Raw genomic sequence first — 13,934 nt, forward strand, 5'->3', positions numbered from 1 at the left:
ATTGAGGGGAAAGCCTCTCGCACGTTCGGTAGTGCCGGCCGCTGGCCGGCAACCTCGGCCATGTCGGGTTCAGGGGATGCCGGCCAGCGGCCGGCACTACCCTCAATGCGCGTGCGCTTCCGGGGCGGCGGCGCCGCCTTCAAGCTGGTCGAGGAAGTCGACCGCGCGGCGCAGGTGCGGGATCACGATGGAACCGCCCACCACCAGGCCAACCGAGAAGGTCTCGAAGAACTCCTCGCGGGTCACGCCGGCGTCCTTGCACTGGGCCACGTGGTAGCTGATGCAGTCGTCGCAGCGCAGCACCATCGAGGCCACCAGGCCCAGCAGTTCCTTGGTCTTCACGTCCAGCGCGCCGGCCTGGTAGGTCTGCGTGTCCAGCGCGAAGAAGCGGCGCACCACCTGGTTCGGCTCACCCAGGATCCGCTCGTTCATGCGCTTGCGGAACTCGGTGAACTCGGCGATGCGGTCCTTGCTGCCGTCGTCGGCCGCGCTCATGCCTGGCCCTGCCCGGCCAGCAGCGGCTCGAGCTTGCCTTCACGGTGCAGGGCCATCATGTCGTCGTAGCCGCCGACATGGACGTCGCCGACGAAGATCTGCGGCACGCTGGTGCGGCGGGTCAGCGCCATCATCTTCTCGCGCTCGGCCGGGTCCAGGTCGATGCGGACCTCGGTCCACTGCTGGCCCTTGCTCTTCAGGAAGTTCTTGGCGGCCACGCAGTACGGGCAGACGGCGGTGGAATAGATGGTGATGGCGGGGGCACCGCCGGCGGTCTGGGCTGTCACGGGAAACTCCACGATGGATCGACGGTCTACATATGGTACCGGTGCGCTGGAATTTCCACGCCACGGCCGCAACACTGTGGATTAACGAATGGTTGCCCCCTGCCCTGCCACGCTTGGCGCGCCCCGCCCGAGGACCTTCTGCTTGCGAGCCCTGCTGCTGACTACCGCCGTCACCCTGGCCCTGGCCATGCCGCTGGCCCAGGCCCAGGAGAAGCTGCCCGACATCGGCTCCTCGGCCGGCGAGCTGCTGACCCCGGCCCGCCAGGCCGAGTACGGCGCGATGATGCTGCGTGAGCTGCGCAACTACGGCTACCTGCTGGAGGATCCGCTGGTCAACGACTGGCTGCAGACCATGGGCACCCGGCTCGGCTCCAACAGTGACCAGCCGCGGCAGCCATACACCTTCTTCGTGATGAACGACCGCCAGATCAACGCCTTCGCCACGCTGGGCGGCTACATCGGGGTCAACGCCGGCCTGGTGCTGACCGCCGAGCGCGAGGACGAGGTCGCTGCGGTGCTGTCCCACGAAATCGCCCACGTCACCCAGCAGCATGTGCTGCGCGGTGTCGAACGCGCACAGCGCGACCAGATCCCGATCCTGCTGGGCATGCTGGCGGCGGTGGTGGCCGCCCAGGCCAGCAACAGCACGTCGTCCGGCAACGCGACGATGGCCGCGATCAGCTCGGGCATGGGCCTGATGCAGCAACGGCAGATCAACTACACCCGGTCCAACGAGTCCGAGGCCGATCGCCTTGGCATCCGCACCCTGTCGCGCAGCGGCTACGACGTGGATGCCATGGCCGGCTTCTTCGAACGGATGTCGGCGGCCATGCGTGGCAACGAGGGGGGCTACAGCGTGCCCGAATTCCTGCGCACCCACCCGGTCAACATCACCCGCATCAGCGAAGCCAAGGCCCGCGCCGAGCAGATGAAGAAGGATACGGTGCTGCTGACCACCAGCACCCCCACCGGCGAGCGCAAGGAGCGGGTGGACCCGGCCGATCCCAGCCTCGGCGAGCCGCTGCTGCGCGGCAACAACCCGCTGCTGCCCAGTAGTGTGCTGCGCCTGCCGATCGGCCAGCTCAACCGTGGCGCCAGCGGCGACTTCGACTGGGCGCGTGAGCGCCTGCGCGTGCTCAGCGCGGATTCCACCCCCGAGCTGGAACGCGAGTATGCCGACCTGGCCAAGCGGCAGAAGGACGGCCTCAACGATGCGCAGCGTTATGGCCAGGCGCTGGCCGTGATGCGCGGTGGCCGCGCGGGCGCCGGCCAGGCCCGGCAGACCCTGGCCGGCCTGCTGCAGACCCATCCCGGCAACCTGTGGGTGGCGCTGGGCCTGGGCGAAGCGGAGTCGCGGGCAGGCCAGGCCGCCCAGGCCAACAGCCGCTTCGAGCAGCTGCTGCGCGAACACCCCAACAGCCGCCCGGTGGCACTGACCTATGCCGAGATCCTGAACGAACAGGGCAACCGCGAGGCCGGCCAGCGCGCGCAGGCGATGCTGCGCCCCCTGTTGTCGCAAAGCGGTAACGATCCGGTCTTCCAGCAGCGCTTTGCCCGCGCCAGCGAGCTGGCCGGCGACAGCGTGCGTGCCAGCGAGGCCTACGCCGAGGCGGCCTTCCTCAGCGGGCGGCCGGAACAGGCGCTGATGCAGCTGCAGGCGCTCAAGCGCAATCCGGCGCTGGATTACATTGGCCGCGCGCGGGTCGACGCCCGCATCGAATCGATCACCCCGACCGTGCTGGAGCTGCGCCGCCAGGGCGTGCAGGACCCGGACCTGGACCGCCGCTGAGCGCTGCATGACCGGCCGATGGCGATCCAGGCCGGTTCCGGCCGGGTAGTCACAAACATGTCATCAAACCGTAGTCTACTGGCACCACTCCAGTAACCGAGCCCTACGGTGTCCTCGTGCAGAAACGCATCCTGATCGTCGATGACGAGCCCGCGATCCGTGAAATGGTCGCCTTCGCCCTTCGCAAGGGCGATTACGAACCGGTCCACGCCGGCGATGCCCGGGAGGCCCAGACCGCGATCGCCGACCGCGTTCCGGACCTGATCCTGCTGGACTGGATGCTGCCCGGCACCAGCGGCCTGGACCTGGCCCGCCGCTGGCGCAAGGAAACGCTGACCCGCGAAGTGCCGATCATCATGCTGACCGCCCGCGGCGAAGAGAACGATCGCGTCGGTGGCCTCGAAGCCGGTGTCGATGACTATGTGGTCAAGCCGTTCTCGGCGCGCGAACTGCTGGCCCGCATCCGTGCGGTCATGCGCCGTGCCCGCGAAGACGACGAGGACGGCAGCGTGGCCGTTGGCCCGATCCGCATCGACGGCGCCGCCCATCGCGTGTTCGCCAACGACCAGCCGGTGCCGATCGGCCCGACCGAATACCGCCTGCTGCACTTCTTCATGACCCACCCGGAGCGCGTCTATACCCGTGCCCAGCTGCTGGACCATGTGTGGGGCGGCAGCGTGTACGTGGAGGAGCGCACCATCGACGTGCATATCCGCCGCCTGCGCAAGACGCTGGAGCCGTTCAACGCCGAGAACATGGTGCAGACCGTGCGCGGCGCCGGCTACCGCTTCTCCACTGCCACCTGAGTCTCGTCGTGCCGGCACCGCGCACCTGCGGGTGCCGGTGCCGGCAACTCTGCTATAACCCTCGGTTCACCCCAGTGAACCGCCGCACCTCAACGACGAGATCGCAATGCCCCGCCACATCCGCTCTGCCTGGTTGAAGACCCTGGCCACCGTTGCCGCGGTACTGCTGTTCGCCGGACTGGTGGGGTGGTTCACGGGCCACCTGTGGTTGTGCATCGCACTGGGCGCGCTGGCCACCCTGGCCTGGCATTACTGGCGACTGCGCAGCGTGCTGCGCCGGCTGACCGCGCGCCAGCGCTGGGACACCGCCGAAGAAGGCACCGGCGTCTGGAACGAACTGGACCGCCTGCTGTATCGCAACCAGGTGGAAATGCGCGTGCGCAAGCGCCGCCTGCTGGACATGCTGCGCAGCTACCGCGCTGCGGCGGCCGCGCTGCCCGACGCGGTGGTGGTGCTGGACCGCAACAGCCAGCGCGTGCAGTGGTTCAACGAAGCGGCCACCGCCCTGCTCGGCCTGCACCATCCCGGCGACCTCGGCGAAGCCCTGGTCGAACGCCTGCAGCCGATGCCGCTGGCCCACTGGCTGGCCGGGGGCCGCAACGCCGAACCGATCCTGGACGTGCCTTCGCCGGTCGACCCGGCGATCCGCCTGAACCTGCGCCTGATTCCCTATTCGTCGGATTACTGGCTGCTGATCGCCCGCGACGTCAGCAAACTGCTGCGCCTGGAACAGGTGCGCCGCGACTTCGTCGCCAACGTTTCACACGAACTGCGCACGCCGCTCACCGTGGTGCACGGTTACCTGGACATGATGGACCCGGAGGATTTCCCGGGAACCGGACCGATGCTGGAAGAAATGCGCAAGCAGAGCCAGCGCATGGCCCAGCTGGTGGAAGACCTGCTGACGCTGTCGCGCCTCGAATCGCAGGAACACAGCGAGGAAGAGACCGTGGCCATGCAGCCGATGCTGGCGACGCTGCGCCGCGAGGCCGAGGCGCACAGCCAGGGCCGCCACCAGATCAGCATCGACGACCTCGCCGGTGTCGACCTGCAGGGTTCGACCAAGGAACTGCACAGCGCCTTCTCCAACCTGGTCACCAATGCGGTGCGCTACACCCCGGCCGGCGGCCGCATCGCGGTGGAGTTCCGCCGCGAAGGCGACGGCGCGGTGCTGGCGGTGCGCGATTCCGGCTATGGCATCCCGGCCACCCACCTGCCGCGCCTGACCGAACGTTTCTACCGTGTGTCCAGCAGCCGCTCACGCGAGAGCGGCGGCACCGGGCTGGGCCTGTCCATCGTCAAGCACATCCTCGGCCTGCACCACGCACGGCTGGAGATTGAAAGCGAAGTCGGCAAGGGCTCGGTGTTCTCCTGCCATTTCGATGCCGACCACGTGCGCCCGCGCGAGTCTGCCCCCCTGACCTCCATCGAAGAATGACGCCATGAGCAGCCTCGGATCCCTCCCCCTCCCCGTGAGCCCGGACAACGATCCGTTGCGCGACCCGGCGCTGTACATCAACCGCGAGCTGTCGCAGCTGGATTTCAACTTCCGCGTGCTGGCGCAGGCGATGGACCCGCAGGTGCCGCTGCTGGAACGCCTGCGCTTCATGTGCATCTCCTGCACCAACCTCGACGAGTTCTTCGAGATCCGCGCCGCCGCCGTGCGCCACGCGCAGGAATTCGGCCTGCCGCCGGCCCCGGACGGAATGAGCCCGCAGACCATCCTCAACGCCATCCATGACCGCGCTGCGGAACTGGTGGACCAGCAGTACCGCTGCTGGAACGAGACGCTGCGCCCGGCGCTGATGGACGCCGGCATCGGCGTGCTCGGCCGCCATTCCTGGACCGACCGCCAGAAGCGCTGGCTGCGTGCGTACTTCCGCAACGAGATCATGCCGGTGCTGTCGCCGCTGGGCCTGGACCCGGTGCACCCGTTCCCGAAGATCCTCAACAAGTCGCTGAACATCGTGGTGGTGCTGAAGGGCACCGACGCGTTCGGCCGCGCCGGCCACCTGGCCATCGTGCGTGCACCGCGATCGCTGCCGCGCATCATCCAGCTGCCGGAAAAGCTCGGCGGGCCGCAGAACTTCGTGTTCCTGTCCTCGGTGCTGTCGACCTTCGTCGATGAGCTGTTCCCGGGCATGGAAGTCCAGGGCGCCTACCAGTTCCGCGTCACACGCAACTCCGAACTGGTGGTGGATGAGGAGGAAGTGGAGAACCTGGCGCTGGCACTGCGTGACGAGCTGGTCGATCGCGGCTACCGGCCGGCGGTGCGGCTGGAGATCGCCCACGACATGCCGCGCGAGATCGTGCGCACCCTGCTGCAGAATTTCGGCCTGACCGAGAACGCGGTGTACCGAATCGATGGCCCGGTCAACCTCAACCGCATCATCCAGCTGTACGACCTGATCGCGCAGCCGGACCTGAAGTACCCGCCGATGACCCCGCGCACGCTGCGCGACAGTGACGGCATCTTCGAGACCACGGCGCGCCAGGACCTGCTGCTGCACCACCCGTTCGATGCCTTCACCGCGGTGCTGGACCTGATCCGGCAGGCGGCGATCGACCCCAACGTATTGGCGATCAAGCAGACCCTGTACCGCACCGGCAAGGATTCGCTGATCGTCGACGCACTGATCCAGGCCGCGCGCAACGGCAAGGACGTGACCGTGGTGGTCGAACTGCGCGCGCGCTTCGACGAAGAAGCCAACCTCGGCCTGGCCGATCGCCTGCAGGAGGCCGGCGTGCAGGTGGTGTACGGCGTGGTCGGCTACAAGACCCACGCCAAGATGCTGCTGATCGTGCGCCGCGAGGGCCGCAAGCTGCGCCGCTACGTGCACCTGGGCACCGGCAACTACCACAGCGGCACCGCCCGTGCGTACACCGACATCAGCCTGATCACCGCCGATGCTGACATCGGCAACGACGTGCACCTGCTGTTCCAGCAGCTGTCCGGGCTGGCCTCGAAGATGAAGCTCAAGCGCCTGCTGCAGTCGCCCTTCACCCTGCACACCGGCATCCTCGGCCGCATCGAGCGCGAGACGCGCATCGCCGCCGCCGGCCGACCGGCGCGGATCATCGCCAAGATGAACGCGTTGAACGAACCGCAGGTGGTGCGCGCGCTGTACGCCGCATCGCAGGCCGGCGTGCAGATCGACCTGATCATCCGTGGCGCCTGCACCCTGCGCCCGGGCGTGCCGGGCGTGTCGGACAACATCCGCGTGCGCTCGATCGTCGGCCGCTTCCTGGAACACAGCCGCGTCTACTGGTTCGGCAACGACGGCGCACCGGAAATGTACTGCGCCAGTGCAGACTGGCTGGAACGCAACCTGCTGCGCCGGGTCGAGACCTGCTTCCCGATCCTCGACCCGGAACTGGCCAAGCGTGTGTACCGCGAGGTCCTGCAGAACTACCTGGACGACAACCTCAACGCCTGGGAACTGGACGCCGACGGCGTCTACCACAAGCGTGCGCCGGCGCACGACGAGGCACCGCATTCGGCACAGATGGCGTTGATGCAGGGTCTGTAACCCGGTGTGTCGACCAAGGTCGACACCTACCAGGAGCGGTAGGCACCCACCATCAGATCGCAAAGAACTGTCGAAGGCGGGGCGGGTCCGGTTGCGGGGGCGTGAGCGCCATGGATGGCGCGACCGAGGCTACATGGACGTACTTGCGCCGTCCCCCGCAACCGGACCCACCCCGCCATCCCACGTATAGCCCGCTGTTGCTGTTGCCGTTGCCGTTGCTTTGGCCTCTGCGGATGCAGGGCGCAGCCCTGCCGCACTCCCTCCTACAAAATGTGAAGGCCGCGCGGTGACGAGCACACCGCCCCTTCGGCTAACATTCGTCCATGCCGCATACCACCACGACTCCGCCCGCATTGCAGGATGGCGACCTGCTGGCCGCCATTGACCTTGGCTCCAACAGTTTCCACATGGTCATCGCGCGCTACACGCTAGGCCAGCTGCGGGTGATCGACCGCCTGCGCGAGACCGTGCGCATGGCCGATGGGCTGGATGGCAAGGGTGGACTCTCCGCCGCAGCCCGCCAGCGCGCACTGGAATGCCTGGCCCGCTTCGGCCAGCGCATCCGCAATGTACCGCCGCACCGGGTGCGCGCCCTGGCCACCAACACCGTGCGCCAGCTGCGCTCGCCGCAGTCGTTCCTGGTCCCGGCCGAAACCGCACTGGGGCATGCCATCGAAGTGGTCAGCGGCCGCGAAGAAGCGCGCCTGATCTACCTGGGCGTGGCCCACGCGCAACCGCCCAAGCCCGGCCAGCGCCGGCTGGTGATCGACATCGGTGGCGGCTCCACTGAATTCATCATCGGCATGGGCATGCAGACCCTGGAGCGCGAAAGCCTGCAGGCCGGTTGCATCGCCAGCACCCGGCGCTTCTTCCCCGGCGGCAAGCTGAGCAAGAAGCGCTGGAAGGACGCGCTGGCCGAGATCGGCCGCGAGTTCCAGCCCTTCGCCAGCAAGTACCGCGCGCTGGGCTGGCAGGAAGCGCTGGGGTCTTCGGGCACGCACAAGGCGATCAGCGAGATCTGCGCGACGATGAAGCTGAGCAAGGGCGCGATCACCGCCGAGGCCCTGCCGCAGCTGCGCGATGAACTGCTGAAGGCCAAGAAGATCGACGACATCCAGTTGCCGGGCCTGTCCAGCGACCGCCGCCCGATCATCGCCGGCGGCATCCTGGTGCTGGAAGCGGCGTTCCAGGCGCTGGGCCTGCAGAAGCTGCTGGTCAGCAAGGCGGCGATGCGCGAAGGCATCCTGTATGACATCGTCGGCCGCGCCGGCGAGAACGACCTGCGTGATGAATCGGTAGCTGCGCTCAGCCAGCGCTATGGCATCGATACGGTGCAGGCCGACCGCGTGCAGGACACCGCCCTGTCACTGCTGGAGCAGGTGCAGGAACGCTGGAGGCTCGATGCCGACGATGCGCGCATGCTCGGCTGGGCCGCGCGCCTGCACGAGCTGGGCCTGATGATCGCGCACAGCGGCTACCACGTGCATGGCAGCTATGTGCTGGAACACTCCGATATCGCCGGCTTCTCGCGCCAGGAGCAGCAGATGCTGGCGGCACTGGTGCGCAGCCACCGCCGCAGCGTGACCAAGACCGCTTTCGACGCCCTGCCCGAACGCCTGCTGCTGACCGCACGCCGGCTGGCGGCCCTGCTGCGCCTGGCAGTGCTGCTCAACCGCGCGCATGAGGACGACCCGCTGCCCGCGCTGGAACTGACCGCCGACGACAACCGGCTGTCGCTGATCGTGCCGCAGGCCTTCATCGATGCCCGTCCGCTGCTGCGCGCAGACCTGATCGGCGAGACCGACGGGATCGCCGGGCTGGGCATCCAGTTCCGACCGTTCGTGGCCTGAATACGCTGTCCCCTGTTGTCCACAGGACAGCAGGGGTGACGCACTTCGCACCCCTGCTTTGCGCAGTCTGGCGGTTTTTTGTGCTGCTTCGCAACACAACGGCGCGGTACGGGGAGTCGCGACCATCACGTAAGCGCCTGCTTTTGTTCACGTTTCGTGAAGGTTCGCGCCGACCCACGACATAAATTGATACGAACCCTTTACAGAGCATTAACTAACGAGACTACTATCGGGTCACCGGCTCGGTCATCGACCCTGCTGGCTCCTTCGACGCCCACTTTGGCGTCCTTTGCACGACCTGAGAGAGAGAGAGCTCGCCATGACTTCACGCACCACCGCACTGGGGCAGGCCATCCGCTACGCCCTGGCTACCACCGCAGCGCTGGCCGCCCTGCCCGCGTTTGCCCAGGACGGCAGCAGCGCCACTCCCACCAACCTCGATCGCATCGAGATCACCGGCTCGCGCATCCGCCAGGTGGACGTGGAAACCGCCCAGCCGGTGTTCGCGATCACCCGTACGGCCATCGAGCAGCAGGGCTTCAGCTCGGTCGCCGACATCCTGCAGAACGTCACCGCGATGGGCAGCCCGGCGATCAGCCGCGCCAACGCGCTGACCGCCGGTGAGAACGCGGGTGGTTCGTACATCGACATGCGCAACCTGGGCACCCAGCGCACGCTGGTGCTGATCAACGGCAAGCGCCTGGGCATCAGCACCTCGGGTTATCAGGACATCTCCACGATTCCGGTCTCGGCGGTGGAGCGCATCGAAGTGCTGAAGGACGGCGCGTCGGCCATCTACGGTTCCGATGCCATGTCCGGCGTGGTGAACATCATCACCCGTTCCAATGTCACCGGTGTGACCGCCAACGTCTACCACGGCCAGTTCAGCCAGGGCGATGGCGCGCGTGACCGCTTCGACGTGGTGGCGGGCTGGAGCAATGACCGCATCTCGCTGACCGTCGCGGCCGAACATGCCGAAGAAAAGGCGGTGTGGGCCAAGGACCGCGGCTTCAGCGCCTACGGCCTGACCGACCGCCATGCCGATAACCTGACCAACTGGACCACCATCAGCCAGTACGGCCAGTTCACCGGCCTGAAGGGTCGCCCGGGCTGCACCAACGCGAAGGACGGCTGCAACTACTCGCTCAACCGTGGTGCCGACCCGACCAATCCGGCCAACTACCACATCACCGATCCGTCGGCGTTCACTGGCGATGTCAGCAACGCCAACGACCAGATGCACCTGAACTTCCCGCTCAAGCGTGATTCGGTGTACTTCGACGGCCGCTTCAAGATCACCGACAACGTCAACTTCCGCACCGAGCTGGGCTATAACAAGCGCAAGGCCGTGCGCCAGATCGCCGGCTACCCGCTGCAGTCGAGCACCGCGGGCGTGGGTTCGATGTCGATCGACAGCTACTTCAATCCGTTCGGCCGCCAGCACGGCTACGCCACCCCGACCGCCGTGGCCTGGAACCGCCGTACCTGGGAAGTGCCGCGCGTGACCACCAGCGAGCTGAAGACCTACCGCGCGGTGGCTTCGTTCGACGGTTCGTTCGAGATCGGCAGCCGCTTCTTCGACTGGGAAGCGGGCTACCAGTACAACCGCAACGAGCTGGAAACCATCGCCACCGGCAACCTGCACAAGGCGCGCGTCGCTGGCGGCGTCGGCCCGTCGTTCTACAATGCGGCCACCGGCAAGGTCCAGTGCGGCACCGCTGCCGCGCCGATCTCCTATGACGTGTGCAAGCCGTGGAACCCGCTGGTGCCGTACGGCACGATCGATCCGAACGGCATCGATGGCAACGCCGACCTGCAGGCCTGGCTGTTCCCGCCGGAAGTCACCACCGGCAAGACCACCAGCAAGAACTTCTTCGCCAACATCGCCGGTTCCATCGTGACCCTGCCGGCCGGCGACCTGGGCTTCGCGTTCGGTGTGGAAAGCCGCAAGGAAACCGGTGAGTACCGTCCGGATCCGCTGGCGCAGGCCGGCGCCACCACCAACCTGGCCGCAGGCCCGACCGGTGGCGGCTACAAGGTCAACGAGGCGTACCTGGAAATCAACGTGCCGGTGCTGGCGGACCTGCCGGGCGCGAAGGAACTGACCTTCAACGGTGCCACCCGCTTCTCCGACTACGACACCTTCGGCAACACGCTCAACAGCAAGTTCGGCTTCAAGTGGAAGCCGTTCGACCAGCTGCTGGTCCGTGGTACCTGGGCCGAAGGCTTCCGCGCCCCGACCATCAGCGATCTGTACGGTGGTGGCTCGCAGACCTTCGCCCAGTTCAGCGACCCGTGCGATACCGTGTTCGGCTCCTCGCGCACCAGCGCCGAAGTCCGCGCCCGCTGCGCCCGTGACATCGCCAACGCTGCAACCTTCCGCCAGCTGCGCCAGGGCAACCAGCCGGTCGCCACCTCCGTCGATGCGACGCCGGTGCCGTTCGTGTCGGGCTCCAACCCGACCCTGACCCCGGAAACCTCGACCAGCAAGACGCTGGGCCTGGTCTGGAGCCCGAGCTTCATCAAGAACTTCAACGCCTCGCTGGACTGGTGGAAGATCCGCATCGACAACACCATCGTTGCCGACAGCCCGACCCAGATCCTGATCGACTGCTACGAGCAGGGCATCGACGCACGTTGCCAGCGCTTCACCCGTGACAAGTCGACCGGCCCGACCGCCGGCATCGTCGATACCCTGCAGTTCGGCAGCCGCAATGCCGGCTTCATGGAAACCGAGGGCTACGACCTGGACCTGAACTACCGCCTGGACACCAGCGTCGGCAAGTTCAACGCCGGCTGGGCCACCACCTATGTCAGCAAGAGCGAGTTCCGCTCGACCAACGACAGCACGGTGGTGCCGACCGTCTCCAACGGCATCGGCAGCAACTTCCGCGTCCGTTCGAACCTGGTGCTGGGCTGGGACCTGGGCAACTTCGGCGTCAGCTGGACCGCGCGCTACTACTCCGGCGTGAAGGAACAGTGCGTGGACATCCGTGCCTATCCGGACGAGTGCTCCGATCCGGGCGTGTATGCCCCGTGGTACAAGGGCGCACGCAACTACAACGAGCGTGGTTCGGTCACCTTCCACGACGTGCAGTTCCGCTACTCGCTGCCGTGGGATGCCACCGTCTCGGTCGGTGCCAACAACGTGTTCGAGAAGACCGGCCCGATCATGTACACCAAGCCGAACTCGGCTTTCTCGTACTACGGTGGCTACGACATCGGCCGCTTCGTCTACATGAAGTACCAGCAGCGCTTCTGATCCATCGCGCTGTGACGTGAAGCACGATGACCACGGCCCTTCGGGGCCGTGGTTTTTTTGTGAGCGCCGGCCTCCATACGGTGACTGGCGCCGCCGTCATCTGATGGTCGCAAAGCGGTCATGTCGGCTACATCGCCAGGCCCGAGCATGCCGGAAACCCGGAGGCCCGCCATGCGCTATGCCATCGTCACCGAGACCTATCCGCCGGAAGTGAACGGCGTCGCGCTCACCGTGCAGGGGCTGGAACAAGGTCTGCGCGCAGCCGGGCACGAGATCGACCTGGTCCGCCCCCGCCAGTCCAGCGAAGCGCTGGATTCGGCACCTGGCATCTTGCTGGTTCCCGGCGCTGCCCTGCCCCGCTATCCCGGCCTGCGTTTCGGCCTGCCGGCGCCGATCCGGCTGGGCCGCCACTGGCAGAAGCAGCGCCCGGATGCGGTCTACATCGCCACCGAAGGTCCGCTCGGCTGGTCTGCTCTGCGCACCGCACGCCGCCTCGGCATCCCGGTCGCCAGCGGCTTCCATACCCGTTTCGACGAATACCTGCCCGACTATGGCGTGGCGTGGCTGCAGGCCGCCGCCATGCGCTGGATGCGCCGTTTCCACAACCAGGCGGACGCCACCCTGGTGCCGACCCGCGAACTGCAGCAGTTCCTCGGCGAACAGGGCTTCGAGCGCGTGCGCCTGCTGGCCCGCGCCGTGGACAGCCAGCAGTTCGATCCGGGCCGGCGCGATCCTGCGCTGCGCGAGGAATGGGGCGTGGATGGCAATGGCCTGGTGGCGATCTATGTTGGCCGCATTGCCGCTGAAAAGAATCTCGGCCTGGCAGTGAAGGCATTCCGCCGGTTGCAGCAGATCCGGCCCAAGGCGCGCTTCGTGTGGGTGGGTGATGGCCCGGCCCGCGAGAAACTGGCACACGAAAATCCCGACTTCATCTTCTGCGGCATCCAGCGCGGCGATGCGCTGGCCCGGCACTTCGCCAGCGGCGATCTGTTCCTGTTCCCCAGCCGCAGCGAGACCTTCGGCAACGTGACTCTGGAAAGCATGGCCAGCGGTGTAGCCACCGTGGCGTTCGACTATGGTGCTGCACGCGAGTACCTGCGCAATGGCGAGAACGGCGCAGCGGTGGACAGCGACGAGCAGTTCATCGAGGCCGCCGTGCAGCTGGCTGCCGATGACGCGCAACGCCGCGAACTGGGCGGCAACGCTGCGCGCGCGATGAAGCGCCTGCATCCACAACAGGTGGTGGCCGAGTTCGATGCCCTGCTGGCCGAACTGGCGCAGTTGCGGAGGAGCGGCCATGCGCACCACGCGGCTTGAGCTGCTGGCCGATCGCGAAGCACGCCTGTGCCGACGGGCCAACCACTACTGCCGGCGCCGCCGCGTACGCCGCCTGTTCTCGGTCATCAGCCGGCTCGGCGATGGCGTGTTCTGGTATGTACTGATGGGTGCGCTGGTAGTGCTGGACGGCTTCGATGGCCTGCGCGCCTCGGTGCACATGGCCGCCACCGGCCTGGCCGCGCTGCTGCTATACAAGGGCCTCAAGCGCTGGACCCGGCGCCCGCGGCCCTATGCGGCCGACCTGCGCATCCGCGCCTGGGTGGCACCTCTGGACGAATTCAGCTTCCCCTCCGGGCACACCCTGCATGCGGTGTCGTTCACCATCGTCGCACTGGCCTACTACCCTTGGCTGGCGCCGCTGCTGGTGCCGTTCACCGCCGGCGTCGCGCTGTCGCGGGTGGTCCTGGGCCTGCACTACCCCAGCGACGTATTGGCCGCGACGGGCATCGCGGTGCTGCTGGCATCGGCCAGCCTGGCCTGGCTGCCGTTGCCGGTGTAGCCCGGGGTCAGATCCCTTTTCCTTCGGAACAGGGATCTGACCCCGACAATGCCGGCGGCGCTACCGTCATCGTTGATG

At 67.1% G+C, this 13,934-nt stretch carries 10 protein-coding genes; 8 read left to right on the forward strand and 2 right to left on the reverse strand.

Annotated features, from left to right (window positions below; translation table 11 throughout):
- Positions 1-102 precede the first annotated feature (102 nt).
- Both ACXI0D_RS07725 and grxC read right to left on the reverse strand, forming a co-directional pair.
- A complete protein-coding gene (locus ACXI0D_RS07725; protein WP_032129080.1) occupies positions 103-495 on the reverse strand; it encodes a carboxymuconolactone decarboxylase family protein in 393 nt (130 codons plus the stop codon).
- Positions 492-782: a glutaredoxin 3 gene (grxC, locus tag ACXI0D_RS07730; protein WP_004154541.1), complete on the reverse strand. Its 291-nt coding sequence runs from the start codon at positions 780-782 to the stop codon at positions 492-494. Before grxC ends, ACXI0D_RS07725 begins: the two co-directional genes overlap by 4 nt.
- A gap of 142 nt (positions 783-924) precedes the next feature.
- On the opposite strand from grxC, the gene ACXI0D_RS07735 reads away from it, so the two are divergent.
- From ACXI0D_RS07735 to ACXI0D_RS07770, 8 genes are all read left to right on the forward strand, one after another.
- A complete protein-coding gene (locus ACXI0D_RS07735; protein WP_101764998.1) occupies positions 925-2,571 on the forward strand; it encodes a M48 family metalloprotease in 1,647 nt (548 codons plus the stop codon).
- Positions 2,572-2,687: 116 nt separating this feature from the next.
- A complete protein-coding gene (gene phoB, locus ACXI0D_RS07740; protein ID WP_005408258.1) occupies positions 2,688-3,377 on the forward strand; it encodes a phosphate regulon transcriptional regulator PhoB in 690 nt (229 codons plus the stop codon).
- A 106-nt stretch (positions 3,378-3,483) separates the two neighbouring features.
- Positions 3,484-4,815 carry a phosphate regulon sensor histidine kinase PhoR gene (gene phoR, locus ACXI0D_RS07745; protein ID WP_005415460.1) on the forward strand — a complete coding sequence of 444 codons (1,332 nt, stop codon included), beginning with the start codon at positions 3,484-3,486 and terminating at the stop codon, positions 4,813-4,815.
- Between the two features lie 4 nt (positions 4,816-4,819).
- Positions 4,820-6,907 carry a polyphosphate kinase 1 gene (gene ppk1, locus ACXI0D_RS07750; protein WP_049446701.1) on the forward strand — a complete coding sequence of 696 codons (2,088 nt, stop codon included), beginning with the start codon at positions 4,820-4,822 and terminating at the stop codon, positions 6,905-6,907.
- 323 nt (positions 6,908-7,230) lie between these two features.
- Complete coding sequence (ppx, locus tag ACXI0D_RS07755; protein WP_049446703.1) at positions 7,231-8,757, forward strand: exopolyphosphatase; 1,527 nt, start codon at positions 7,231-7,233, stop codon at positions 8,755-8,757.
- Between the two features lie 319 nt (positions 8,758-9,076).
- Positions 9,077-12,019 (forward strand): TonB-dependent receptor domain-containing protein, encoded by a 2,943-nt coding sequence (locus ACXI0D_RS07760; RefSeq protein ID WP_075675255.1) that lies wholly within the window; start codon positions 9,077-9,079, stop codon positions 12,017-12,019.
- Positions 12,020-12,190: 171 nt separating this feature from the next.
- Entirely contained in the window at positions 12,191-13,336 is a 1,146-nt protein-coding gene (locus ACXI0D_RS07765) for a glycosyltransferase family 4 protein (RefSeq protein ID WP_135965883.1), read from the forward strand.
- Complete coding sequence (locus tag ACXI0D_RS07770) at positions 13,317-13,856, forward strand: phosphatase PAP2 family protein (RefSeq protein WP_014036131.1); 540 nt, start codon at positions 13,317-13,319, stop codon at positions 13,854-13,856. The genes ACXI0D_RS07765 and ACXI0D_RS07770 overlap by 20 nt, the downstream gene beginning before the upstream one ends.
- Positions 13,857-13,934: the final 78 nt, after the last annotated feature.

It is taken from the genome of Stenotrophomonas sp. C9D9 (assembly GCF_056491205.1).

What these genes read in the sequence shown, in the direction of transcription:
- ACXI0D_RS07725 (WP_032129080.1), bottom strand. Translation starts at nt 495, where the DNA reads ATGAGCGCGGCCGACGACGGCAGCAAGGACCGCATCGCCGAGTTCACC.
- phoR (WP_005415460.1), top strand. Translation starts at nt 3,484, where the DNA reads ATGCCCCGCCACATCCGCTCTGCCTGGTTGAAGACCCTGGCCACCGTT.
- ppk1 (WP_049446701.1), top strand. Translation starts at nt 4,820, where the DNA reads ATGAGCAGCCTCGGATCCCTCCCCCTCCCCGTGAGCCCGGACAACGAT.
- ppx (WP_049446703.1), top strand. Translation starts at nt 7,231, where the DNA reads ATGCCGCATACCACCACGACTCCGCCCGCATTGCAGGATGGCGACCTG.
- ACXI0D_RS07760 (WP_075675255.1), top strand. Translation starts at nt 9,077, where the DNA reads ATGACTTCACGCACCACCGCACTGGGGCAGGCCATCCGCTACGCCCTG.
- ACXI0D_RS07765 (WP_135965883.1), top strand. Translation starts at nt 12,191, where the DNA reads ATGCGCTATGCCATCGTCACCGAGACCTATCCGCCGGAAGTGAACGGC.
- ACXI0D_RS07770 (WP_014036131.1), top strand. Translation starts at nt 13,317, where the DNA reads ATGCGCACCACGCGGCTTGAGCTGCTGGCCGATCGCGAAGCACGCCTG.